Here is a 25,275-nt window from a genome sequence, read left to right as displayed (position 1 = left end):
ACTGTCGTTTCCTTTGCACTTCATAGTAAATAAACCCGCCCCGACTAAGTGCGATAACTATTTGACAAATGAAAAAATTACTCCATATTCTAAATCGTCTCAGTTTTGGTCTTCGTCCCGGTGAGATTGAACAAATTCAATCGATAGGGATTGATGCTTATATTCAATCTCAACTTTCGCCGGAATCCATTCCCGAATCTCCCCAAATAACTCGCCAGCTTGATCAGTGGCGTACTCTCAAACTTACTCCTATTCAGTTACTCAGACAGTATAAACCTCGCAACCAAGAACAGCGTTCAGAGGAGGAACGTCAGAAAGCTCACCAAAAAGCTAGACAACCGTTGCAGCAAGCGATACAAGCTCGATTACTGCGTGCGATCGCGAGTCGGAGGCAATTGCAAGAGGTGATGGTAGATTTTTGGTTTAATCACTTTAATGTTTTTGCCAAAAAAGGTGAAATTCACTTCTGGGTTGGTGTCTATGAACAGCAAGCCATTCGACCTTATTCCTTGGGTCGTTTTCGTGAGTTGCTAGCAGCAACGGTTCATCATCCGGCGATGTTGGTTTATTTAGATAACTGGCGAAATACTGCACCCAATAGTCCGGGTGCTAAGGGTCAATTTCGCGGTATTAATGAGAACTATGCCCGTGAATTGATGGAACTTCATACCTTGGGTGTTGATGGCGGCTACACTCAGGATGATGTGATTGCCTTGGCTCATATTTTAACCGGATGGAGTTTTGATTTGGATGGAAATAAGGGGGATAGCAATGGCTTTTATTTTGATATCAACCGCCATGACTATAGTGATAAAGTACTTCTGGGTCAACGGATTAAAGGCAATGGTGTGGCTGAAGTGGAAAAAGCTATCGATAGCTTGGCTAGCCATCCAGCAACTGCCCGTTATATCAGTTATAAACTTGCCCAATATTTTGTCGCCGATGAGCCGCCTTCCGGTTTAGTCAAGGGACTGGCTAAGGAATTTTTGCAGACAGAGGGGGATATTCGGGCTGTCTTAGAAACTCTTTTCCAACGTCCTGAATTTTTGCAGGCTAATAATTATGGTCGTAAATTTAAGACTCCCTATCACTATATTATTTCCGCTGTCCGGGCGACGGGGACAAAAGAGCCAAATTTAAAGCGGATTTCGGGTATGTTAAATCAACTGAGTATGCCCCTTTACAACTGTTCCACTCCTGAGGGCTATAAAAATACCCAAGAGGCTTGGTTGAGTCCCGATGCGATGCTACAGCGGGTTAGTTTGGCAACGACGATAGCTCAAGGAGGCTTGGGTGATAATAAATCGGTGGATGCGAGTCAACTTCTTAATACCTTGGGTGATAGTATTTCTGCCCAAACTAAAAAGGAGATTGAGAATAGTCCCGAAAAGTTACGGGCAGCTTTGATTTTAGGAAGTCCCGATCTGATGTATCGATAATGGCTCAATTAAACTCAGTAACAGTCAAGGAGAAAATATGGGGAATAAGTCATATCGAAAAAGGAATAACAAGGCAACTAGAGACTGTCTAAAGGACATTAAATATATTCCTGATGATCGGGTAGGCGAGGTGCTACTAGAAGCGGCTCGTTTACAGTCTGAAGCGAATAAAAGTTACTCCTTAGCGGATCTAAAACAAATATGTTCAGAAGCAGGAATTCCGCCACATTTTGTTGAAAAAGCCGTCCGAAAAATAGAAAAAAAACGGAAAAAACAACGGCGGATACAAAAGTATATAAAAAAGACAATTAGGCTCGTGATTCCGGCAATCGCTGTATCTATTCTTTTTCTATGTGGAATAATGTTAGTCTTGGAATTATGATGATAAAACGTTAGATGCCGCTTCTGGTAAAGTCAGTTCTGCAACTGTAAGATTTGAAAATAATGTCGTTGAGGGCATCAGGTTCTCTGCTTACTAAATTCCTAATTTAATGAAAGATAACCCTCTAAAATTACTGCTGATTTCTAGTCCAGTAGGTCCGTTGGGTCCAGGATTGACGGGCGGTGTTGAATTAACGTTGCGGAATGTTGCCAGCGATTTAGTCAGACGTGGGCATCAGGTGACTATTGTAGCAACCCAAGGGTCTACGGGTTGGGGTATGCCCCTGGTAGAAATTAGCGGAACCTTACAAACCAGCGCTCAAACCCAAGCAAGAGATACACCGATTATTATTCCCCCCGCTTCGGTTTTAGCAGGGTTTTGGGATTATGCACGGCAAGTGCAATTCGAGTATGATTTAATTTTCAACTTTGCTTATGATTGGCTGCCCTTTTATTTAACACCATTTTTTACTCGTCCCATTGCCCATTTGGTGAGTATGGGTTCTATCTCAGAAGCGATGGATGAGATAATTGAGCAAGTGGTGATGGCGTTTCCGGGTACAGTGGCGGTTCATTCTCATGCACAGGCGGCTACGTTTACATTTGGCGATCGCTGTCGGTGTTTGGGTAATGGTATTGATCTATCATGCTATAATTTTTGTCCAGAACCTGAACCGTGGTTAGGATGGGTGGGGCGAATTGCCCCAGAAAAGGGGTTAGAGGATGCAGTGGCGGCGTCTCAGATGACGGGGATTCCCCTGAAAATTATGGGAGTGCTGCAAAATCAGGAGTATTGGCAACAGATTTTGCGGGATTACCCAGAGGCGCCAATTCATTATCTAGGGTTTTTCTCGACGAGTGAAATGCAGCAGCATTTACGCCAATGTCGGGGATTATTAATGACGCCGCGTTGGGTGGAAGCCTTTGGCAATGTGGCAATAGAAGCCCTCGCCTGTGGCGTTCCGGTGATTGCATACCGTCGCGGTGGACCGGCGGAAATTGTCGAGGAGGGGAAAACGGGGTTTTTGGTGGAACCGGATTCGGTGGCGGGATTGGTTGAGGCGATTAACGGGTTGGATAGGATTAACCGCGATACCTGTCGTCAACAAGCGGAAGCGAAATACTCAACACAGGCGATGTGCGATCGCGTGGAACAGTGGTTGTACGATATTTTAATGGGCTGGTAGTTGCGCTGTCTTCGCCATCAACGCCCGCATCGTTGACGTTTGAAAAAGCCCGTTCTTCCAGACTTATTATGCGGCTAACCGACTTCCATCACTTCATTAAACCGCTCTCTCCCCGCATGATAATCCTTACTTTCATACCCCATAACATACCGTACAATCCACTTCTGCGACTTACCATCTTCCATCAGTAAACGAATCGCCTTCCTTAAAACCTGATCCTGATCAACAAACCGTTCAACAAACCAGTTTTCGGTTTCCGCAAAGCCCCGCTTATCATTTTCAGCACTCCGATTCAGATAAACGGCGGCTAATAATGCCTTAAATGATTTGCCTAAATCTTTCTCATTCCCCAAATTCAGCGCCGTCAACTCCTCAGTCGTGATTTGATTGATATAGTCGGCTTGATTCTCCTTAGACGTTAATTCCTTAAACAACTCATTTAAACTACCAACTTTAACATGGGGTAGATAGCCATACAAATAATTAGCAACGACCCCCTTAAATACCGCATCTCCCAGAAACCTTAACTGTTTATTCGGAGATGAACGCTCTTTTATACTTTTTAAATGATGCTCCAGTAACGGCGCAACCAACTGCTTAACCAACCAATTCCGCGCCTGAGAAAACCCGCGATCCTGATGAATCGCCCCAACTAACGCTATCAATGCCTCCTCAAAGGGATTGTGGCTTTGTAAACGCAAGCGATGCCGTTCTTGGGTCAGTCCCAGAAACGGAAACCCTTCGCCTAATCCCAGTTGATACCACAGCTTAGTTAACCGTTGTCCCTCGACTAACTTGTCCCGTAAGCCTTTGAAATTACCGACCTCTAAATAGGGACAGTTGTGATATAAATAGTCAGTAATCACCAAATTAACGATGGCATCCCCCAGAAATTTTAATCGCTCGTTATTCTGTTCATATTCTCCAATTTGCTCCGCATAAGAGCGATGCATTAAAGCAAGGCGAAGCGTATCACCATGCTTGAATTGAATACTGATTTGGTTTTCTACAGGTTCAGGATTCCATTCCATCAGTTTTAAAAGATTAAGAGGTTTTAACAACAGGTAATTGCACCGTCAGGACGGAACAGGGGGCATGATGGAGAACGTAATTACTGACACTCCCCAAAAGTAACTCCGAAAGCCCTGACAAACCCCGATGACCAATGATAATTAGATCAGCTTGCCACGTCTTAGCCACCTTACAGATGGTTTCCCCCGGACTTCCTGGCACCTGGGTAAACTCAGCCATGACACCAGCCGCCGTAGCTTTAGCCGTGCGCGATCGCAAAATCTCCAGACATTCGCTTTCAAAGTCGTCCCACTGCTTACGGTAGCTGATATTCACATCATCCAATCGCCACGGGTAATAGTCCGCCTCAGCAAATCCTGGCATACCCGGACTCGTGTCTTCCTCCGGAGACAGAACGTGCAACAGTAATAGATGACCCTTAACCGCTTTGGCTAATTCTAGGGCTTGATCGAAAACAGGGTCACCCATACCAGAGGTATCTATGGCAACAAGCATCTTTTCAAACATAACCATTTCCTCCAAAACCCTGGTAAATAGTAGGTTGTTACCCCTCTGACAATGGTATAATGAATCTCAACTCAGGATAGTGCTGCTCGATTCGATTTCGTCAAGGAGCTAGCTTATGGAAGCTCATTCCAATCTAGCAATTGTGTCAGAATCTAGGTCAAAAAGAAACACAATAATTAATTGTTGTGAAACATAGATGCAACAGACATCTCACTTTTCACAGAAAGTGTTGTAACCAATACAAGTCCGACACTCAACCTGGAAAACAAGGGCTGAGAGAGGGAAAAAATTCATGAGTTTAAATGCCCGCTTTGCGGTGATCAGCGACCTACACATCGCCCTGCCTAAAACCTTATGGGATGTTCCCACCCGCTTTCATTTAGTGGAAATCAGTATCCCCGCTCTAGAGCTAGTATTCAATCATTTAGAACACCTTAATCTAGATTTTATCCTGCTTCCAGGAGATTTAACCCAACACGGCGAACCGACTAACCATGACTGGCTACAAAGGCGCTTATCCCAGCTACCCTACCCGGTTTACGTTGTACCTGGTAATCATGATGTCCCCACGCTATTACCGGACGAACGTTCGATTGGACTGAAAGACTTTCCCCACTACTATGATCAATTTGGCTATGATAATCCCGACCAACTCTACTACACCCATGAAATTTTCCCCGGTGTGCAGCTTATTGGGTTAAATTCCAACCAATTTGACCAGACGGGTAAGCAAGTGGGTTGTCTGGATGCACCGCAATTGGCATGGCTTGAGGATGTACTTTCTCAAACCCAGGATAAGTTGGTTGTGGTCATGGTACATCACAATGTCATCGAACATCTACCGAATCAAGCGAAGCATCCCTTGGGACGCCGCTATATGCTGGATAATGCCCCTACCCTGTTAAATCTGCTCAAAGCGGCTGGGGTGAATTTAATCTTTACGGGTCATCTTCATGTCCAGGATATCGCCTATCACCAGGGAATCTACGATATTACCACCGGATCATTAGTCAGCTATCCCCATCCCTACCGAGTCTTAGAATTGCGAACCGATAACCGAGGGAATCGCTGGTTACAGATAGAATCCCATCACATCACATCTGTACCCGGTTGGGAAAATCTGCCGGAAATTTCGCGGAAATGGATGGGCGATCGCTCTCATCCGTTTATGGTAAAGTTACTTACCGCCCCTCCTTTATGTTTACCCGTAGCCGACGCCGATAAACTTGCCCCCAGTCTACGCGACTTTTGGGCAGATATTGCTGTGGGTGACGCCTGTTTTGATTTTCCTGACTTTCCACCCCTTGTCCGCCGCTATTTCCAAACCTTTAGCGCGATGGATAGTAATGGGAAACCTGCTTTTATCGATAATCACACGACATTACTCCTGGAGTCATGAGTTTGTGGAGTGGACGCGATTGGTTATTCTGAGTTGTAGCTAGGAGAACAGTTAATGTCTACAAAAATGGTTGATGTGCATGAAGCACAGATAAATTTGCAGGAGTTATTGTTTCTAGTACGGGGAGGTACAGAGATTGTCTTGACCGAAGGTAGTACTCCCCTTGCCCGTCTCGTACCCATCGCATCATCAATCCCACGACGCATAGCGGGATTACATGCTGGAGGAATCTGGACAAGTGACGATTTTGATCAGCCTTTACCGGAAGAATTCTGGACACCTACGTCAGTGCGTCTTTAGCCACAAGAGATCAGGGTGCGATCGCACGTTAATAGACTATCATAGACCTGCACCTTGGCAACGGTTAACTCTGGGGAAATGGCTTCCAGACATTTCAACCTAATTTTGTCCAGGAATGGCAAGACAGAGGCGACATATTGTTTTTGATGCTTCGTGTGATCAAATTTAATAGCAATCCACAGATGTTCTAACTGTTCCCAAGTTGAGCATTTTTGCAGGTGACAGGCTACGGCATTTTTCCATTGTTCCATCTGGCGATAACTGATAAATTGTCCGCCTTTGTCCAAGCGGTGAACGAATAGAACATAAAGCCAGGATTCAACTTTGACAATTAGGGATTCGGAAATTCCCAGGAATTGGGCGATTTGGCGTTTGGTGATGCGGAACTTTTGCGCGGGGTTAATACGGCGAAATAAAGCAGTCATTGGATTTTAGATTTTAATTTTTGAATATGTGGATGGGTCATCGTTTTCGGGCGGGATTAAAGGCTGTGAAAACGTTACAAGCTGACCGTTTCCGGCGTTGGCGCAGGTAATCACCCTAGGGTTGGAGAACGGCGCGAATGGCAGCAAATTGTGGCGCGACAGCGAGTGCCGAGCTTGCGTTGAATGTCCTCATAGGGTATGTATGGATAGACTGAGTGCGATCGCCCTTTTGCGGCATCGCTTTTTGGTCATATAAGATAGGATGTAAGCCAGCGTAAGGCATTTAGACAGCCAGACGAAACCTAGCCAATGGCTAAACTAACTGTTGGGCTAGCTAGCCAATGGATAGGGTAAACGTTAGGTTTGCGAGTCCTAACAGGTGAAGGAAATGGACAAGTTAATCGAAGGTCTAAGCCGACTCCTCGATTCGCCTGTCTTTTTCCATGTCCATATTAATTAAGTCAACTTAAAATTGTCAACTAATTTGCTTCAATTTACAAAACATGAGAATATGACATGGTAAAGGACGGAAAACGAATCACATTTGCATACTTGAGAGAGCGTGCGGGTTTAACCCAGCGCGAGATCTCCATTGCAATGGATGTAACCGTTACGACTGTTTCCCAGTGGGAGACGGGCGCACGAAGACCACGTTTGTTTCCAGAGCAAATTCAGAAATTATTACAGGTACTCGACTGCACCCTTGAGGAATTCGTAGAAGCGTTTAGCCGAAATGAGCCGTGAAAGCCGGATTTACCCAAAAATCCCACTTCTTTAACATAATGGTTGACTAATACTTGTCCAAAAATACTGATCAACCTAAAGTTAACAAGGATGCCAAATGGCAAACGAAGAAGAATCAATAACGTTTGCGTACTTGAGGAAGCGTGCTGGCTTAACCCAACGGAAAATATCAATTTTGATGGATGTCACTGTTGGTACTGTTTCTCTATGGGAGACAGGAGGACAAAGACCACGTTTATTTCCAGAGCAAACTCAGAAATTATTACAGGTACTTAACTGCACTCTTGAGGAACTCGTTGAAGCGTTTAGCCCAAATGAGCAGTGAAAGCAGGTTTTACCCAAAAATCCCACTCCTCTAAAATTAGGGTTGACTAATATCAGAAATTATTGCAGGTACTCGACTGCACCCTTGAGGAACCGAAATCCCAGCGCCAAATATCGTTGTTGGTGGGTTACGGCGGATATTGAATTAAACAGTTATTTTGCCGATTGAGTTCCCGCCTAACCCACCCTACTAACATCTGATACCAAATCTGAGTTAGCTACCCCCGTTATAACAAAGTCCGCGCAGGCGGACTTTGTTTGCGTAGCTGCGATTTCAATCGCCTCCTCTTGCTAATTAAGGTTGCCGACAAATGCCAAATACTGACGTGTAGCCGTGTAAAAATGTACTCCCGCCTACGGGTCCAATCTCGCCATTACAGAAGAAACCGCCAACTGAAATATTATTGATATAGCGACACAAGAGTTGGGAATCAAAATCGGGTTTCCCATACAATCCTTGACCCCGCCCTAAACAGGAAAACATTAATGCACCCGCCGTTTCTGGGGTGGGATTGACTTTCTTTTGATAATTCTGTAAAAGTAATTCTATGTCTTCCTCAGAGGTTCGGGCATCTCGCAGATGGAACTGAATCCGTTGACCAGGACGCACCCGATCGCCAATCGCGATCGCACCCAGTCTGGGATCAACACCCAACAGATTGCGAATCAGGAAATCCCCAGGACCGAGACTTTGCTTAAACTCATCACGGGCAATGCCAATAAATAGGGAATGTTGCGCCAATTCGCGATCGCTCTCACTCAGGTTTTGAATTAAATCGCGCAGTACGACTAACGGCGGCTGGGATTCAGCCTCACTGAAGCTCATTCCATTACTATCGGCTAGTTCCAGTACAATGTTTCGTTCGCCTTTGGTGATTTGATAGGGTTGACCAATGGGGCGACAGCCTTGGGCGACAATGGGGTCGAGTACCACATTCCCACTCAACGCCACGCCGACTGTACCTTCTCGATGTAACGTACCCTCAGGGCATTGTTCAGGATCACGATAAAATAATCCACTCTGAACTCCCATCCCACTGGCACTGGCTAATCCTCCCACCTTAACTGAACCGGGATAGGCAAAATCTAACCCTTGTAACAGATCATTGACTTTCGAGGAAAAGGGATCGGCTAATAAGATGAAATGGGGTTGCTCTTGGGGGGAAACACCAATTAAGTCCACCCAAGCATTGGGTGAACTATCCAAGTCAGGCAAGGCACTTGCAGGAATATGAAACGCCCGTACTGAAACCTCTGGCATACTTGCCAAACTGATTGAGAGAGCGGGTTCTGCTTCGATTTCTTGGGGTTGACCTTGGGCATTCATACCAATCACGCCACCTCCCCCACAACCAATGATCACGGGTACGGATAACCGTTCTTGTAGCAGAGGCATTAATCGGGAATACTCGCTGGCATAAGCGGAAGAGATGAACACCAGACCCAAATCCGCAGGCACTGACAACGATTGTCCCAGACGATCTACCACCTCGACGATGGCTGTTTCCAAGGACGGACGAGTTGATAAGGCATTGACCCACTTCATCAAATTTGCCATGAGTTCTACTGCGGTTTTCCCTGGGTAGGGTGTTTTTCAGGTTGGCTACTAATCAAAGCCTTATGATAACTCCAATTCGGCTAACTCCCAAGGGACTGCTGCCAGGGAGATGAGGGATATGGGGAGTTAACTCACGCACCATGCCCTCGTAGGTAAATGTCAAAACCTCCCCAATCCCCAATACCTATTTCCGGTAGTTGGGCAGATCGTGTAGAATTGTAAACAGCGTGTCGGCTTGTGCTGAACGTTAAACCATAGAATCCTAAAGACCTATAAGCACCGACTTGGATATATCCAGGGACGGTCAACACAAAATAAATAGGCGTTCTGTACAATACATTAGTGCAGTAATCAGGAAACAAGGAAAGTAGTCAATGAGTGATATTCAAGAACAAATTGATCGGGAACGTCAGCAAGCTAGAGCTGTTTGTGATTCTCAAGGCGCAGAGTCCCCAGACTGTGCGGTAGCTTGGGATTCTGTAGAAGAATTACAAGCTGAGGCATCACACCAGAGGCAACAAGGCACAAAGAAAACCTCCTTCGAGAAGTATTGCGAAGAAAATCCTGATGCAGATGAGTGCCGAGTCTACGACGAATGACTCTTCATCGGCTATCCCTGCCGATTCTGTATGGATGAATTCAGCTAAATAGGCGATTCATCTCACATCAAATTGAAAATTATGACGTGAGATGAATCGCCATAATATAATGGTGTACAAGGGTTGATTAATTTAAAGTTAACCGCAAGCCCCAAGTCAATTGAACCAAGACAACCTAGGATATAGGGTTCTACATAGAAAAAGACTTTAATAAGTCAGGCTTACGGTAGGTAAAATCCTCGCCTTCCACTAGTCTACTTTGCCACCTTGCTCCCTACCTTGGAGCCTGGGAGAGTGCCAAAGTGTCAGTATTCAACCGTAAATGATGTTACCGAAGCGGAAATGGCAACATTACCGTACAATTTGGGATGTGAACCGATCGCGGTGTCACTCTGTTAACGTGAAACCAAAGGAACTCGTCGGCTACTAGCTATGCCCGATCAACTGCTGCAAGCATTAGTCTGGACAGACTATCGGTTAGCCGTTTTATTTACGGTGTTGATTCCCCTGATCCTAATTGTATGGGCTTTTGTTAAAAAAGCTGATGCGATCGTGCGCCTGTTAATTATCTACTGGCGCGTGTCTAGTTTATTGGCAATTACGGTTTATGTCATGATTGCCTCGTGGCCCATTGGTTTTATATCGGGTTGGTTTGCCCGGATTCTGATTCCCATCTCCCTCTGGTTCTGGGTGGATGTGAATGAAGATATTGAAGATCAACCGACTAACCCGCTGAAACTTACGCTGACGGCTTGGCGCTGGGCAATAACTATTTACTGTGGAATTGGTGTCTTGTGGAGTATTCCCTATCTAGGATGCGCGTTTACTCCAGAGGCTGCGGAAACGTTTAGCTGTAGAGTTTGGCTAGAACCCCCCTGGTTGTTTAAACAATATTTTCATCCTGAGTCTTCTCCTCAATTTTTGGGTCTTATTGGCATTGTCGGATTATTGTCTTATGTTCTGTACTTGAGCTATTTCGTTCTGATTCGCTTAGGGAAACAGGGACGAATTGCTATGGAACAGTAGCAGGAGACAGGGACAGATAAGTCAAAAGCTAAAAGTTTTTAATTCCTCTTCCCCAATCACCCCTTCCCCAATCAACCATGAACCAAGGAAATTCTATTGGGCAGCGTTTAGAACAATACACGATTAAGTATCCTCAAGAAGTTTTACTCATTACCGCTCAAATTGCTGGCGAAGAGGATAAGATTGCTATTTACAAAGGGTTTTCTAGTTCGTTGATGCGTCCAACTGCTTTCGATCCAGATGTGCCTGTATTACCACCAGAAGCGGAAATTGTCAAGATTGATCGCGTCGCCAGTCCCTATAATCCGGATGCGCCTCGTTACATTCAGCAGGGGTTAACTGGGGAGGCGATGCAGCAGTTGTTGGTAGCTGCTGGTGTTTAGGATTAACGCACTGGTGCAAGACCTCAGCTACACCTAATACCCGATTCTTATGTCAAACTAGATAAGTTCTAAAATCCAGTCGTAGTAACTCATCCTCAGGTTGAGGCAAGATGAGAATAGCTGTCTATAGTTCTGGGAACTTTCTTTCCACGAGATTAACGTGATTGAAGTAGAAGTCCATTCCTCTCTACGTGCCTTTCTGCGAGAGCAAGGTCAACCCAACTGGCCCCACCATTTGACAATGGCGCGGCTGGTAGCGCGGGCTTTGCGCTTGGGGCGTTCAGCATTAATTCAAACGGGAAGTACCCAAGGACTCTATCGTCTGAGTTACCTGGCACCTGCCTTAATATGGCAAGAACCCGTGATTATTGTTGCGCCTGTGTCAGTCCAAAAGTGGCTGCTACAGGTAGAAATTCCCAGCTTGCAAGAATGGATGGGTACGAATAAGGCGATTTACGTTGGCGACACGTTCCCAGATGAGGATTTTAAAGGACTGCTGATTACCACTCCCGAAGCGTGGTTGGCAGATCGCTTGGCGCAAAAAAGGGAGTTTCCTCCAGGTATTCCCACACTCATTGACCAAGCTGACGATTTAGAAGACTGGGTGCGCGATCAACTTAAGAGTACTATTGAGCCCCAGCATTGGCATGAACTGATGTTAGCCCATCCCCAAAAGACGGCTTGGATTCGGGACATGCGGGTACGGCTGACTAAACTCTTATTTGAGCATCCGGCAAATCCTTACGATTGCTATTTGATAGAATCGGGCGAACAAGCTGTCCTCCAGGAGTTGTTTGAGGTCTTACAATCGGAAAATGGCGGGGAGTCTTTCTATCTACCAACAGCCTGGAAACAGTTTTGGCAATGCTGGCAATCATCAAATCAGTTTACCTGGGCAGCTATTGAGCGATCGCAAGGTCAGTTTTCCCTGTATTGTGAACCAAAAGAAGTAGCAACATCCCTCAGTCCCATTTGGTTAGAACAACCGGTGGTATTAATTGGCGCGGCGCTGGATTTGGAGGCTTCGGCTGCGGTTTACCGTCAACAACTGGGTTTAGGAGAATTAACCTGCTTAAAATTCTCGCCAGATCGGCACAGTAAACTGATTCAGCTTTATTTACCCGATGGGTTACCAATGCCGAATACGCCTCGATTCCAACATGCCTTGTTCCAACAAGTGCGAACGCTTTTAGGGGCAACTCATCAGGTGAAAACCCCTATCGTCATCTTAGTCGGGGATGTCCCCCTGAAAAGCCAGTTAGGGGCAGTTTTAGCCGCTGAATTTGGCTCGCGAGTTCAGGTGGAAAAGACCCAGCTAGACGAGAATGGTATTCTAGTCTGTGGTTGGGAATTCTGGCGCTCTCAGCAGCAATTTTTACCCTCTCCCCAACTGCTCATTATTGCCACGTTACCCCTACCCTCCCTAGAATCTCCCTGGGTTGCGGGTAAAGTGGCGCATTACAAACAGCGACGTTTAGACTGGTTTCGCTTATTTCTATTACCTGCGGCGTTGCGAGAATTACAACGGGCAGTTGCACCTGTACGAGACTCTCAGGGGATTGTTGCCCTCTTAGACAATCGGGTTAACTATCGCAGTTACGGCACTCAAGTGCTATCAGCGTTGAGTCCCTTTGCCCAAATTAATTATGTGGATGACGGTTGGTTTGAGTGAAAAGATGACCCATTTTCTGTAATGCTTAAAGTTTTAGGATAATAGCTGTGGCTTTTAAAATCGGTTTACTGGGACTGGGAACAGTTGGTACGGGAACAGCGAAAATTTTACAAGACCCCATAGGTCGAAATCCCCTGCTGCAAACGATTGACATTCATCGAGTCGGCGTGCGATCGCTGGATAAACCCCGATCCGTGAAGGTGTCACCCGCGATAATGACCACGGACTTGGAGTCGATTGTTACTGACCCAGAAATTGATATTATCGTCGAATTACTAGGGGGATTAGAACCTGCGCGATCGCTAATCCTCAAAGCCATTTCCCACGGTAAGCATATTGTCACCGCTAATAAAGCCGTCATCGCCCGCTATGGGGCTCAAATCTTCACAGCAGCCGAAGAAAAAGGCGTCTATGTTCTCCTGGAAGCGGCTGTGGGTGGCGGTATCCCGGTGATTCAACCCCTGAAACAGTCCTTAGGGGTAAATCAAATTCACAGCATTATCGGTATTGTCAACGGGACAACCAATTACATTCTCACCCGGATGCAAACCGAGGGCGGAGAATTTGCTGATATTCTGGCAGATGCCCAAAAATTAGGCTATGCCGAAGCTGATCCCACAGCCGATGTCGAAGGCTTAGACGCCGCCGATAAAATTGCCATCCTCGCATCTTTAGCCTTTGCGGGACGGATTAAGTTAGAAGACGTTTACTGTGAAGGGATTCGTCAAGTCAGCGCCGCCGATATCGCTTACGCCCAGAACTTAGGGTTTGTGATTAAACTCCTCGCGGTAGCCAAGCGAGAGGCGAAGGTTCCCACCAGTGACCCCGAATCAGAAATGCTACAGATTAGGGTTCACCCGACTCTAGTCCCACAAACCCATCCCCTAGCGAGTATCAATGGGGTTTACAACGCGATTTTGGTGGAAGGGGAACCCTTGGGACAAGTCATGTTCTTTGGTCCGGGTGCAGGTTCTGGTCCAACGGCGAGTGCGGTGGTATCCGATATTCTGAATATTGCGGCTGTATTGAAAACGGCGGGAGAGACACATCACCTGCATCCCTTATTAAGTTGTGTGCATCAACACTATTGCAGCATTTCCCCAATTTCAGAATTAGTCACTCGATTTTATGCCCGGATTATGACTAAAGATCGACCCAGTGTTATTGGTCATTTGGGTATGAGCTTTGGTAATCATGGGGTCAGTTTAGAGTCAGTCGTGCAAATTGGGTTCCGGGATGAGTTAGCAGAAATTGTGGTCGTCACCCATGATGTCAGGGAAGGAAACTTCCGCCAAGCATTAGCCGAAATTCAGGCGTTAGAAGCGGTTGATAGTATTCCCAGTGTTTTGAGAGTGCTGTAGGATCGGTGCGATCGGCTCGGTCTAATTAACAACACCAGTCCACTCAATTAGGTCGGGTCGCCCTGTCTGTCTGTGAAGTTTTATGAATAAACCTCGCCCATGGCAAACCCTAGACCGTTTCGTGGAAATCCGTTCCCCTTGGCTTACCCTAATCGGTGAACGCCTACAAGATGACCAAGGGCGAATTCTTGACTATTGGCGAGTCGAAAAAGCTGATTCAGTGGTCATCATCACGATTCAGGCGGGGAAATTTCTGTTTCCTGTACCAACTTATCGCCCTGGTGTCGGAGAAGCGACGCTGGATTTTCCCGGTGGACGGGTTAATCCTGAACAAACCCCCGTCGCCGCCGTTCCCGGAATCTTAAGCCAGGAATTAGGAGTCTGTGAAGACGCGATCGCGAACCTAACTCCCCTCAATTCTACAGGCTGGGCAATCAATAGCTCTTTCTCGAACCAATCTCTCTATGGTTTCGTTGCTGAACTTGACGCCACAGTCGCCGTGAACCCTAACCGACTTGGAACCACCTACCCCACCACATCCCCAGGAATCCACTCTCTCCTGCAAGATTTAACCTGTCTCCAGTGTCGTGCTGTGCTGCTAGAGTGGCAGAGTCAGAGGATTATCGCTGAACGATGAACCATGAACGATAAAATATGAACTGTTTGTCATCAGCGATTTACTAATGAGTGCTTCTTCTCAACTTCTTCCCCATGAGCATACTTTATCGTTAAAGACGGAAGTCCTTGTCGATGTCTTGACCCAGGTAGAAAATATCCTAATTATCCAAGATTTAGATGGCGTCTGTATGGGACTGGTGAAAGATCCGTTAACGCGAGTGATTGACCGAAACTATGTCAAAGCGACGCAGGCGTTTGAGGGTCATTTTTATGTCCTGACGAATGGAGAACATATTGGAGAACGAGGAGTTAATGGTATTATTGAACGCGCCTTTGGTAATTCGGCTGAGGTAAAGGCAAAAGGCTTGTATCTCCCCGGTTTAGCGGGTGGTGGTGTGCAATGGCAAGACCGCCAAGGGAATGTGTCTCATCCTGGTGTGAGTGAAGCAGAATTAGAGTTTTTAGCCGAAGTTCCCCAGATAATTAAACGACGGTTACGCCGCTTTTTTGAGCAAAGGAGTACAGCCGCAGAAATTGAAAATTTGGAGGACTGTATTCAGGCGTCTGTATTAGAAAATAAGGCGTCCCCTAGTGCGAATCTAAATACGTTTTACGACCAACTACGCGAATATCCTCAAATTTATATGGACTTGCAAAAAGATATGCAAAATCTGATGCAAGAACTGTTACAAGAGGCAAAAATTAGAGGATTAAGCGATTCGTTTTTTGTTCATTATGCTCCTAACTTAGGCAGAGATTTAAATGGACAGGAACTATTGCGCCCAGCTCAAGGGCAGGATTCGGGAACCACTGATTTTCAATTTATGCTGCAAGGAGCGATTAAAGAAGCAGGTGTGTTAGGGATTTTAAATCGTTATTATTTTCAACGGACGGGTTCCTATCCATTGGGGGAAGAGTTTAATGTGCGACAAGCGCCAAAAACATTAGAGGAATTATTGGCATTAGTTAAAGAGAATTTTGACCCAAAAGATATGCCACTGATGATTGGCGTTGGAGATACAGTAAATAGCTCTGTGGAAGACATACAGGGACGATTAATGGTTCGCCGAGGCGGGAGCGATCGCAACTTTTTACAACTGATTCAAACGATTGGTCGTGAGTTGGATACAGGCAATATTATTGTCTATATCGATAGTAGCCAAGGTGAAGTCAAAAATCGCAAGTCGGTGAAAATTGGTCAGCATGAAACCTCTGGCGATGAAATTGTTGTACTCGAAGGTCCTGGTGATGTTCGCGATGTCGATGAGCCTTTAACCTTAAACTTTGTCTTTCACAAAGGTCATCAACAGTACAATGAATTTTTTCAAAAGGTAGCGCGAGAAAGAAAAGCGAGTGATCACCGATAGGATGACGCCACCAACCCAAACATTAATAGGGTAGGGGCGCATAGACGTGCGCCCTTACTTATCAACGCCTTTTTCGTTGGCAGCGACTCCCACAGGGGTATTGACAAATTAGATGTCTTTCGACGGGGGGTTCAAGTGGATGCTGGGAGGTTGCGGGAGATGTTACCGCCTGTGGGGGTAGGGATGAAGATGACTCCGATTCGCTTGTGTGGGGCGTGTTATGGGGAGGTGCCTTGTCATCGGATTGAGTGGCAGTTTAAGACGACGGATCGGTGTGAGAGGCATTCGTTACGGTTGTTGTCGGAGTGTCCCAATTGTGGGGCGAGGTTTAAAATCCCTTCGCATTGGGTTAATGGCTGGTGTCACAGGTGTTTTTTGCCGTTTGGGGAGATGGGGGAGTATCAGAAAGATATTTGAGCGGAGTATTTTTTATTGATTAGCGGTGTAATACAAAATTTCCTACAATCTGGGGTGATTGCGACCCAACATAGGACTGAAATACTCTTTGATTTCCTGCATGGCAGCGTCTAAGTCTCTCTTGAAGTTGTCGTCATCTACTGGTTCTTCATCCGTTCCCATATCTGGAGTTTCAAACTCATTAATGCCATTGATGATGTTGAAGAATTTCCTATATGCTACCTGATGATTTTGCCTACCTTGATCGAGTCCTTGATGATGCACAACTATGGCAGCCCAAAGTCTTCTAGTCATGGCAATAAGCTCATCTAATTTTTCCCTTGCCTCGTCCCCAAATACTGCCTCCGCCTCGACCATTGCTGGATACAACTCGGAAACCTTGTCTTGAAGCTTTTGGAACCTTTGGCTATAAGCAAAAAAACTTTCATTAACTTTGCGTTGTCTTTCAGTTTCGTACTCCGCTGACTCATATCCTGCCCACTCAGAAGGAAACACGATCGCACTTTGGATCATCCGAATCTGATCGCGTACACTGTAGGCTTTAGCTAATGCCTGTTTAGCTGCCTCATATTCAACTTTGCCTTTTAACTCTTCTCGCCACTTCCATAAGCCTATACAAGCAACTGTAGATGCTGTTGCATAAAAGACGATTTGAAAAATATCTCGAATAATTTCGAGGTTCATTGGCTGCACTTCTCACTCTTCCATGAGTTATGGAACTACTCATTCACACTCTATTATCCCTAAGATTCTCCTGCAAGACTTGATCCGGAGTGATGGCGAAGTATGTGCTAAGTGTGATCGCACAATGGATTAACTTACAAAAGCTGTAGAGAGCATCAGGAACAGATACAAAAACAGCCCCCACCATCTGATAAGCAGCAGGAGCATTGAATGTAGTTTATGCGATCGCCTACGTTCATCCTCTTAGGTATGATCGCATCTGGCAGTCTGATGAACTTGTAGCTTCTGATTGAGGCGTTGATGAATTTGGTCTAACCACACCGGAACCACAGGCTGACCTGCCTTTAACGATGCGATCGCTTCCTCCCAGTCAAATTCTACTAACTGGAGCGATCACCATGCCCGCTTACCGCTCGCGCTCCTCTGCCTAATGTCCTTCCTATTTTCCGTACCTTGACATTAAGCCGATGAGCGGATTTGAACCGCTGACCGTTCGATTACGAATCGAATGCTCTACCACTGAGCTACACCGGCATCACTTGACTACTATAGCAAGCTTTAGTACAAGTAACTGCATCTTTTTCCTTCTCTGGCATTAACCCTGTGATCAGGTTACTCCAAAGATACATTTTTTATATTAAAGCAAGGTTTGGCATAATTCACTGCCCAAGGTGGGGATAGTCATGTCACCATTAAGCTAGAGAGGTACGATCAACGAAACTCATGACCCATTCCACCCCAAACAATCGCCAGCCCCAGTCGAACCTCAAATCCCGACAGATGAGTCCGGAAAAATACGCTCGACTCAAAGCTGAGGCAAAAGCACCCTACCGAGGACTGAGAAAATTTATCTATGTAGCATTTGGTGCCTCTGGCTTTATTGGAGGGCTTGTTTTCCTGGCACAGTTAATTGCGGGTCGAGAAGTGGCGACGGCATTTCCGAATCTGGGGCTACAAATTGGCATTGTCGCCCTAATGATTTGGCTATTTCGCCTAGAACAACGGGCAGAGCGTAAGCCATAGGTTAAGATTGGCTTGAACTCGACAGATCTGTGAGGCAACAGCCAACCTACTTAGATCTTTTAATCTCCAGGTAAAATTTCTAACCCTGTGGAGTTCATCCGAAACGATACACCAATCCGGATGTTAAAGTTCCCATCAATGGGTATTAGGTTGTTTAGGAATTGTCGGCTCGTTTTATGGAAATCGAACAACGATTGGGTCTATACCAGGTTTTCCTGAAGCTCTACGAGTATCATCGGGGTCTACTCGATGAAATTCTTCAGCTTGAGAAAACCGGTCATAAAACGTTCTCGAGCCGAACAATTCGTTTTGTGACAGGCATCATTCAAAGTCAGCGACCTTGTCTGATGACCAATCTGGTAGAAGGGAAAACCCAAACCCTGTTTCAACCTCAGGGAATTTGGACTATCGGTCGCGATCGCCAATTGGCGATATCGATTCCCGATCCTCACTTATCCCGTCATCATGCGGCAATTTACTATCTGCAAAATAAAGGATTTTGCCTGGTCGATTTTAAAAGCACAAATGGCACCTATGTCAACGGTGAACCTGTACATGGGCATATACCGCTTAAGGATGGCGATTGCATTCGACTCAGCACCTTGGCTTTTTACTTTTTCATCTGCAACGATACCCAAAAGCTTGATTCCGCCTCTCCAGAAATTATCGCTAAACTGAAAGCTTCCAAAGTTTCCTCCTCCGCAGAACCCTCCCCATCCTCAAAAAGAAAAGCCACAGATGAAGATTTCGAGTTACCTGCGAAAGTCAAAGGAAATGAAGGCGACTATCAAAAAGGAACCTCGCAATTTTTGCAAGAACTAGCGCAGCTAGAAGAATTATCTGGAGAATCGGCTTTACCTAAATTAAACTCTCATCAACGCTCAGAAATTTTAGATCGATTTTTCAGTCGGCAAATTTCCAACCCGTAAAATGGCGATTCATCTCACACCAAACCTAGATTATGGTGTGAGATGAATCTGCGATAAAGCTAAACAACCGCTAATCTAATCTTCCTCAAAATGTTCTTGTGCTTCCTCTTGCTCCTCGTTTTCGTCTGGGTTGATGGAATTCGCTGGCACCATAGCTCCCATCTCAAGCTGTTCGCGCACTTGTTGTTCAATAGTCGCGGCAATTTCAGGATTCTCTTCAATATACCTGACACTATTGTCACGACCTTGGGCAATATTATCGCCGTTGTAGCTATACCAAGCTCCCTTGCGGTTAATCACTCCTGTTTGTTCAGCCAAGTCAACCAGACATCCTAACCGGGAAATCCCTTGTCCAAAGATAATATCAAACTCAGCAATTCGGAATGGTGGCGCGACTTTATTTTTTGCCACCTTGACCTTAGCGCGAATTCCATATTCCCCTTCGCTGGCTTTCTTGAGCGTTTGAATCCGGCGAATGTCTAAGCGTACTGAAGCATAGAACTTCAGCGCGTTACCCCCTGTTGTCACTTCGGGAGAGCCGTAGGTGATCCCAATTTTTTGTCGCAACTGATTCAGGAAAATGACGGTGCAGCCTGATTTGCCAATATTCCCAGCAATTTTGCGTAGCGCCTTACTCATCAGACGCGCCTGCAATCCCACTTGGGTATCACCCATTTCGCCTTCAATTTCCGCACGAGGCACCAAGGCGGCTACTGAGTCAATCACAACAATATCTACAGCCGCCGATCGCACGAGTTGATCGACGATTTCCAGAGCGGATTCACCACTATCCGGTTGAGATACTAAAAGGTTGGCAATGTCAACCCCTAACGCCGATGAGTAGGTTGGATCGAGGGCATGTTCAGCGTCTACAAATGCGGCGACCCCACCACTCTTCTGAACTTCTGCTACAGCGTGCAAGGCGAGGGTTGTCTTTCCAGAACTTTCTGGTCCGTAAATCTCGATAACCCGTCCTTTGGGCAAGCCACCACCCAAGGCTAAATCTAGGGTAATTGCACCACTGGAGATGGTTTCCACCTTCATACGGGTGGCATCTCCCAAGCGCATAATCGAACCTTTGCCAAAGGTACGCTCAATCTGGTTGAGTACCAAGTTCAGGGCTTTTTCCTTTTCGGGACTGTTGGTAATTGGGGTAGCCATGGATGCCTCAAGAACTGTTATTGATATGGACTGAGAATGGGTGCACAAAGAAAGTTGGCTCTATTTTAACGCCGACTGTCTGTTGAGATTAACGTGACCTGATTTTTGGAACAAAATCACAGAAATGCTAATTTGTCAATGCCAGGAAATTGTTCATCAACGCCAAAATTTTGCCAAACTGTTACTGTGTTTTGATCCCAAGTCTTGGACTGGAGAGAGACATTTGACAGCATTTCCTCTCCCCTAGTATAGAACACAGGTACTACTATAGCACTGTTGGGTCAATCAGCAAGTTCGAGGGAGCTGGGAGAGCTGGGGGAGCTGGGCGAGCTGGGCGAGCTGGGCGAGCATATAGTTAAGGACAAAGGACAAATGACAAATGATAATTCATCGCTTCCAGAGGGAACCCTTTCGGTTGCTGGGTTAACCGACTATATTCAAGAGGTGTTAGAGCAGGATACCCAACTCCAGAAGGTTTGGGTAATAGGAGAAGTCTCTAGTGCGAACCGCCATCGGAGTGGTATGTTTTTCACTCTGCAAGATCTAGAGGGCAAGGCATCCATTCAATGCGTGGTGTGGAACTCTGTGCTAAGTAAGCTGGTGCAACTCCCCCAATCCGGAGAACAGTTGATTGCTTTAGGCAGTATCCGGATTTATCCGCAACGGGGACAATACCAGCTTATGGTTTGGCAGGCGTTGCCGGGAGGAGAGGGGTTAAAGGCGCTGCGCTACAACCAAATTCGCCAACGATTGGAGGCTGAAGGATTATTCGATGCCCAAAACAAGCGCCCCCTACCAACGCATCCGCAAACAATCGCGGTAGTCACTTCACCCCAAGCCGCCGCTTGGGGGGATATTCGCCGCACCCTGCGACAACGGTATCCTGGGTTATGTGTGTTGTTTTCTCCGGCACAAGTGCAAGGGGATTTGGCACCCGAATCGATTGTGGCAGCGATTGAGCGAGTTGAGCGAGACGGGAGGGCTGAATTGGTGATTTTGTCGCGAGGGGGTGGTGCATCGGAGGATTTAGTTGGCTTTGATGATGAGCGAGTGGTGAGAGCAATCGCGAATTGTTCGATTCCAGTGTTAACTGGGATTGGTCATCAACGGGATGAATCTTTGGCAGATTTAGTGGCTGATTTTTGCGCTCATACACCCACAGCCGCCGCCGAACGAGCAGTGCCAGAGTTGGCGACACTGCGGCGCGAACATCAGCAGCGTCAGGAAGCGTTACATGAGGCGGTGACTCATCATCTGGATATCTCCCGCAACCAATTACACCAACTCAAAAACCGTCTCCAACGCTTACCCCTTGACCGACAGCTACAGCAGGAACAACACGCGATCGCACAGCAGCGACAGCGATTAGCTTATAACATAAATTGGCGCATAAGTCAAGCTACTCAGCACTGCCAATTTTTGGGGCAAAAGTTAGCCACCCTTGACCCGACCAATGTTTTAAAACGAGGTTATGCTGTGGTGCGTACCGAACAGGGAAAAATTGCCCGTAATGCGGCAAGTGTCGTTCCTGGAGAAGAATTACAGATTCAGTTAGCTCAGGGGCAAATTAAGGTTAAAGTAACAGAAATTATTGATCAAACGTGACCTGTTGATCCCCCTTCTTGATCCCCTTTCCGTCCCCCTTTTAGATCCCCTTTCCGTCCCCCTTTTTAAGGGGGAGACCAGAGGATGCTTCGCGTTTTTTGCACGGGGGAGACCAATAGTTTGGTTTATTGCTTAATGGTAAAATTCGCTACTTCTTCCCCACCCCTAACCGCTAATAATGAACCGACGCTCTAAACCTGCTGACACCTCCTACTAGAATTCCTACCTAACCACTGATATCCTGATCGAAAGCTTAGGCTGAGATCCGCTATGTGCAGGAGAGGTTATGGATAACTGGCAATCTGTTCGCCTTTTTGGGTTACCAGCAGAAAAAGGCAGATGGTTTCTAATCCCGTTAGGTTCGATGGTTCTCCTCTGTCTAGGAACAGTTTATTCTTGGAGTATCTTTCGCAAACCGCTAGAGGATTTATTTGGCATCAGCGCCACCCAAAGTGTGTTGCCTTTCACTATCTTGTTAGTCCTCTATGCCATGTTGATGCCAATTACAGGATTTTACATCGATAAGATTGGCGTGGGCAAAATTACCGCGATAGGTGGCGTGGTGACGGGAATTGGTTATATACTCTCCAGCCTAGCAACGAATATCACGTCATTAACGATTACCTATGGTGTAATCGCTGGTGCGGGAGTTGGCATTGCCTATGGTGTTCCCCTGACTGTTTCAGCCAAATGGTTTCCCGATCGCAAAGGATTGGCAGTTGGATTGACGGCGATCGGGTTTGGACTTTCTCCCTTAGTGACTGCACCGCTAGCCAAAACGTTAATTGTAGCTTATGGAGTTCTTCCTACCTTCACGATTCTGGGGATTAGCTTAACAGCAATTATCCTTGTAATTTCAATGACCCTCAAATTACCCCCAGTCGGATGGAAACCCCAAACAGGAACTGCCAAAGGGATCAATGAAATAACCAAAGATAAGCGGCGAGAACTATTGAAATCGCCTTCCTTCTATACTCTCTGGGTTTGCTACACCATCGGCACTTTTGTCGGACTATCTGCGATCGGGATTTCTAGTCCAGTAGCACAGGAAATTATCAAACTTGATGCTACCACCGCAGCGATTACGGTTTCTCTATTTGCCGTTTTTAATGGAATCGGGCGTCCCCTCTTTGGTTGGTTGACGGATCGGCTTCAGCCAAAGGGAGCGGCAATGATCTCTTATGTGTTGATTCTGATTGCTTCCATTTTGATGCTCAACGCGGGAGAGGGAGAAGCTTTGACTTATCTGGTTGCCTTTTCTCTGTTCTGGCTTTGCTTAGGGGGATGGTTAGCGATCGCACCGACAGCTACTCTAATTCTGTTCGCTCCGGAGGACTATGCCAAGAACTATGGGATGGTTTTCACTGCCTATGGAGCAGGAGCATTGTTAGGAACTCTAGCCATCGGACAAATTCGGGATTTGTTTGGTAGTTATACCTATGCTTTCTATCCAACTGCGATTTTAGCCATCATCGGCATTATTATTGCACAATTGAAGCTGGATTAACATGGAGCGTGAAAGCACATAGCGTTCGGATGACCTAAGGCAAGATCAGCCCAAGAATCACCCGTTTATATGATGCTTTAGAAAAGCTCCCGCTTCAGAAATTGCATGTCGTGCTTCGCTGAGCATTGGAGCAAATAAATGCATACAGTGAATCATCCCGTGCCAAGAAAAGGTATGTAACGTTTCGAGAATCAGGTTTAGTTCTTGTTGGCTCATCGCTTATCTGTATAAAGTGAACAATTAATGTTTTATACTCGCCAAAAATGAGAGCTAAGTTCATGTTCTCAAACGGGTAGGAACGAGGCGATCGCTCTCATCATAAATTTCACCCACAAGTTCCTCTAGAATATCTTCTAACGTCACCAATCCAACCGTACCGCCGTATTCATCCACGATGATGGCAATATGAAAACGCTGTCGTAACATGTCTTTAAGTAACGTCGCCACTCGATTGGTTTCTGGCACATAAATCGGTGGGTCCATGGCGGCGGTAACTGGGATATCGCCCTGTTCAGGTTGGGCGACTCTTAAATACTGTAGGGCTTTTTTCAGGTGAACAATACCCACAATTTCATCTTTTGATTCTTCCTGAACCGGAATCCGAGAATATCCAGTCTCTAAACAGAAATTGACTAAATTTTGCAAGGTTTCCTCGTGGGAAATTGTCCGCATTTCAATGCGCGGCTTAACCACATCGCGAGCGCTCAAGTTGTCTAACATCAACGCTTTATTCAGCAGTTGATGCTTATCCAGATCGAGAATTCCTTTACCCCCTAACACCTCGATCATTAACTTGAGATCTCTTACCGACTCGCCCTCTTGCACAATCCCACCCTGAAAAAAGCGAATAGCGGTCTGGGCGATGGTTTCCAAAAAAGAAATAATGCCAAAAAAGGATAAAAATTTAGATAGCCAATAGATCGGGCGAACGACGACCTGGAAAACAGGCAATACATTATTAATTGCCAGTGATTTAGGCGTAATTTCTCCAAAAATCAAGACGATAAACGTCACAATTGCCGTGGCGATGCCCAAGCCAGCACTACCCAACCACAGGGCAAAAAGATTACTGGTGAGAATAGCCGAAAAATTATTGACTAAATTATTTCCCACCAGCAGTGTCGTAATAAACCGCGATCGCTTCTCCAAAACTAGGCGAAATATACCACTGGGATCACCTTGGTCTTTGATCAGCGCTCTCAGTTTAAGATTATCTAATGCCGTGATTGCCGTCTCTGAACCCGAAAACATACCCGAAAGCAAAAGCATCACAACCAACACGGTAACATCAAGCCAAACATTGCCCAAAAGAGGACCGATGTCTGACGCCGCAAGTAAGTAAATCGGGACTGGCAAGGCAATCATTAAAATAGCAAAACGTTGGCGAAGGCTATCTGAGCCAACTACTAAGGGATATCAGGCAGGGGGTATGGGAGAGTATCATCAGAGGTTGCAATAGTATAGCGTTTATAGTTGGTCTTGACACTCCCCCTTTTTCTAAAAGGGGGATTCTGCGGAACTCACATTCCACATATCCTGAGAAAACAGTTCTAATTGTCTTCCCAAGTTCCCAGGCACACGACGTTTACCCTGAAGGGTGTCGTGTTTTCTCCTTAAAGCAACTGTT

26 protein-coding genes and 1 tRNA gene are annotated in these 25,275 nt (G+C 46.1%); 18 read left to right on the top strand and 9 right to left on the bottom strand.

Annotated elements, in window-relative coordinates:
• Positions 1-68: 68 nt before the first annotated feature.
• The 3 genes from ACLGGO_RS25235 (at position 69) to ACLGGO_RS25225 (ending at position 3,007) form a co-directional block, all read left to right on the top strand.
• A complete protein-coding gene (locus tag ACLGGO_RS25235; RefSeq protein ID WP_446421337.1) occupies positions 69-1,439 on the top strand; it encodes a DUF1800 domain-containing protein in 1,371 nt (456 codons plus the stop codon).
• Positions 1,440-1,476: 37 nt separating this feature from the next.
• On the top strand, positions 1,477-1,821 hold the full coding sequence (locus tag ACLGGO_RS25230; RefSeq protein WP_446421336.1) for a hypothetical protein: 345 nt from the start codon (positions 1,477-1,479) through the stop codon (positions 1,819-1,821).
• Positions 1,822-1,930: 109 nt separating this feature from the next.
• Positions 1,931-3,007: a glycosyltransferase family 4 protein gene (locus ACLGGO_RS25225; RefSeq protein WP_446421335.1), complete on the top strand. Its 1,077-nt coding sequence runs from the start codon at positions 1,931-1,933 to the stop codon at positions 3,005-3,007.
• A gap of 74 nt (positions 3,008-3,081) precedes the next feature.
• Here the strand turns inward: ACLGGO_RS25225 and ACLGGO_RS25220 are convergent, their stop codons facing one another.
• Positions 3,082-4,038, bottom strand: coding sequence for a ribonuclease III domain-containing protein (locus tag ACLGGO_RS25220; RefSeq protein ID WP_446421334.1), 957 nt, complete (start codon positions 4,036-4,038; stop codon positions 3,082-3,084).
• A 13-nt stretch (positions 4,039-4,051) separates the two neighbouring features.
• Positions 4,052-4,546 (bottom strand): universal stress protein, encoded by a 495-nt coding sequence (locus ACLGGO_RS25215; RefSeq protein ID WP_446421333.1) that lies wholly within the window; start codon positions 4,544-4,546, stop codon positions 4,052-4,054.
• A gap of 292 nt (positions 4,547-4,838) precedes the next feature.
• Here ACLGGO_RS25215 and ACLGGO_RS25210 point away from each other — a divergent pair, with 292 nt between their 5' ends.
• Together ACLGGO_RS25210 and ACLGGO_RS25205 are read left to right on the top strand one after the other, a co-directional pair.
• A complete protein-coding gene (locus ACLGGO_RS25210; protein ID WP_446421332.1) occupies positions 4,839-5,945 on the top strand; it encodes a metallophosphoesterase family protein in 1,107 nt (368 codons plus the stop codon).
• A 54-nt stretch (positions 5,946-5,999) separates the two neighbouring features.
• A complete protein-coding gene (locus ACLGGO_RS25205; RefSeq protein WP_446334073.1) occupies positions 6,000-6,245 on the top strand; it encodes a type II toxin-antitoxin system Phd/YefM family antitoxin in 246 nt (81 codons plus the stop codon).
• Here the strand turns inward: ACLGGO_RS25205 and ACLGGO_RS25200 are convergent.
• Positions 6,242-6,670 (bottom strand): hypothetical protein, encoded by a 429-nt coding sequence (locus tag ACLGGO_RS25200; RefSeq protein ID WP_446334072.1) that lies wholly within the window; start codon positions 6,668-6,670, stop codon positions 6,242-6,244. The genes ACLGGO_RS25205 and ACLGGO_RS25200 overlap by 4 nt on opposite strands.
• 115 nt (positions 6,671-6,785) lie before the next feature.
• Positions 6,786-6,953, bottom strand: coding sequence for a hypothetical protein (locus tag ACLGGO_RS25195; RefSeq protein ID WP_446421331.1), 168 nt, complete (start codon positions 6,951-6,953; stop codon positions 6,786-6,788).
• 233 nt (positions 6,954-7,186) lie between these two features.
• Here ACLGGO_RS25195 and ACLGGO_RS25190 point away from each other — a divergent pair, with 233 nt between their 5' ends.
• Positions 7,187-7,414, top strand: a complete 228-nt coding sequence (locus tag ACLGGO_RS25190; RefSeq protein ID WP_446334071.1) for a helix-turn-helix domain-containing protein — start codon at positions 7,187-7,189, stop codon at positions 7,412-7,414.
• A 97-nt stretch (positions 7,415-7,511) separates the two neighbouring features.
• The gene (locus ACLGGO_RS25185; RefSeq protein ID WP_446334070.1) at positions 7,512-7,739 is read left to right on the top strand and encodes a helix-turn-helix domain-containing protein; all 228 of its coding nucleotides are present in this window, start codon (positions 7,512-7,514) and stop codon (positions 7,737-7,739) included.
• A 294-nt stretch (positions 7,740-8,033) separates the two neighbouring features.
• Here ACLGGO_RS25185 and ACLGGO_RS25180 read toward each other — a convergent pair whose 3' ends face one another.
• The gene (locus ACLGGO_RS25180) at positions 8,034-9,296 is read right to left on the bottom strand and encodes an FIST signal transduction protein (RefSeq protein ID WP_446334069.1); all 1,263 of its coding nucleotides are present in this window, start codon (positions 9,294-9,296) and stop codon (positions 8,034-8,036) included.
• 374 nt (positions 9,297-9,670) lie between these two features.
• On the opposite strand from ACLGGO_RS25180, the gene ACLGGO_RS25175 reads away from it, so the two are divergent.
• From ACLGGO_RS25175 to stpA, 7 genes are all read left to right on the top strand, one after another.
• Positions 9,671-9,895 (top strand): CP12 domain-containing protein, encoded by a 225-nt coding sequence (locus ACLGGO_RS25175; RefSeq protein WP_446334068.1) that lies wholly within the window; start codon positions 9,671-9,673, stop codon positions 9,893-9,895.
• A 432-nt stretch (positions 9,896-10,327) separates the two neighbouring features.
• On the top strand, positions 10,328-10,921 hold the full coding sequence (locus ACLGGO_RS25170) for a DUF3177 family protein (RefSeq protein ID WP_446421330.1): 594 nt from the start codon (positions 10,328-10,330) through the stop codon (positions 10,919-10,921).
• Positions 10,922-10,998: 77 nt separating this feature from the next.
• Entirely contained in the window at positions 10,999-11,304 is a 306-nt protein-coding gene (locus tag ACLGGO_RS25165) for a DUF7734 family protein (protein ID WP_446334066.1), read from the top strand.
• A gap of 160 nt (positions 11,305-11,464) precedes the next feature.
• Complete coding sequence (locus tag ACLGGO_RS25160) at positions 11,465-12,976, top strand: ATP-dependent DNA helicase (RefSeq protein WP_446334065.1); 1,512 nt, start codon at positions 11,465-11,467, stop codon at positions 12,974-12,976.
• Between the two features lie 47 nt (positions 12,977-13,023).
• On the top strand, positions 13,024-14,337 hold the full coding sequence (locus ACLGGO_RS25155) for a homoserine dehydrogenase (RefSeq protein ID WP_446334064.1): 1,314 nt from the start codon (positions 13,024-13,026) through the stop codon (positions 14,335-14,337).
• A gap of 82 nt (positions 14,338-14,419) precedes the next feature.
• Positions 14,420-14,974, top strand: a complete 555-nt coding sequence (locus ACLGGO_RS25150) for an NUDIX hydrolase (protein ID WP_446421329.1) — start codon at positions 14,420-14,422, stop codon at positions 14,972-14,974.
• A 46-nt stretch (positions 14,975-15,020) separates the two neighbouring features.
• Positions 15,021-16,322 (top strand): glucosylglycerol 3-phosphatase, encoded by a 1,302-nt coding sequence (gene stpA / locus ACLGGO_RS25145; protein WP_446421328.1) that lies wholly within the window; start codon positions 15,021-15,023, stop codon positions 16,320-16,322.
• Positions 16,323-16,781: 459 nt separating this feature from the next.
• Here the strand turns inward: stpA and ACLGGO_RS25140 are convergent, their stop codons facing one another.
• Together ACLGGO_RS25140 and ACLGGO_RS25135 are read right to left on the bottom strand one after the other, a co-directional pair.
• Positions 16,782-17,423, bottom strand: coding sequence for a hypothetical protein (locus ACLGGO_RS25140; RefSeq protein ID WP_446421327.1), 642 nt, complete (start codon positions 17,421-17,423; stop codon positions 16,782-16,784).
• 462 nt (positions 17,424-17,885) lie between these two features.
• A tRNA-Thr gene (locus ACLGGO_RS25135) sits at positions 17,886-17,957 on the bottom strand.
• 189 nt (positions 17,958-18,146) lie between these two features.
• Here ACLGGO_RS25135 and ACLGGO_RS25130 point away from each other — a divergent pair.
• Positions 18,147-18,446 (top strand): DUF3493 domain-containing protein, encoded by a 300-nt coding sequence (locus tag ACLGGO_RS25130; protein WP_446358311.1) that lies wholly within the window; start codon positions 18,147-18,149, stop codon positions 18,444-18,446.
• Between the two features lie 176 nt (positions 18,447-18,622).
• A complete protein-coding gene (locus tag ACLGGO_RS25125; RefSeq protein WP_446421326.1) occupies positions 18,623-19,375 on the top strand; it encodes an FHA domain-containing protein in 753 nt (250 codons plus the stop codon).
• Positions 19,376-19,450: 75 nt separating this feature from the next.
• On the opposite strand, the gene recA is transcribed toward ACLGGO_RS25125, so the two are convergent.
• Positions 19,451-20,536 carry a recombinase RecA gene (gene recA / locus ACLGGO_RS25120; RefSeq protein ID WP_446338705.1) on the bottom strand — a complete coding sequence of 362 codons (1,086 nt, stop codon included), beginning with the start codon at positions 20,534-20,536 and terminating at the stop codon, positions 19,451-19,453.
• Positions 20,537-20,908: 372 nt separating this feature from the next.
• Here recA and xseA point away from each other — a divergent pair, with 372 nt between their 5' ends.
• Together xseA and ACLGGO_RS25110 are read left to right on the top strand one after the other, a co-directional pair.
• A complete protein-coding gene (gene xseA / locus ACLGGO_RS25115; RefSeq protein ID WP_446421325.1) occupies positions 20,909-22,141 on the top strand; it encodes an exodeoxyribonuclease VII large subunit in 1,233 nt (410 codons plus the stop codon).
• Positions 22,142-22,427: 286 nt separating this feature from the next.
• Positions 22,428-23,648, top strand: a complete 1,221-nt coding sequence (locus tag ACLGGO_RS25110; protein ID WP_446421324.1) for an L-lactate MFS transporter — start codon at positions 22,428-22,430, stop codon at positions 23,646-23,648.
• 276 nt (positions 23,649-23,924) lie between these two features.
• On the opposite strand, the gene ACLGGO_RS25105 is transcribed toward ACLGGO_RS25110, so the two are convergent.
• Positions 23,925-25,013 (bottom strand): hemolysin family protein, encoded by a 1,089-nt coding sequence (locus ACLGGO_RS25105; protein WP_446338972.1) that lies wholly within the window; start codon positions 25,011-25,013, stop codon positions 23,925-23,927.
• Positions 25,014-25,275: the final 262 nt, after the last annotated feature.

The organism is Coleofasciculus sp., from assembly GCF_046565525.1.
Taxonomy (GTDB): domain Bacteria; phylum Cyanobacteriota; class Cyanobacteriia; order Cyanobacteriales; family Coleofasciculaceae; genus Coleofasciculus.
This window is presented reverse-complemented; position numbering and strand designations above follow the sequence as displayed.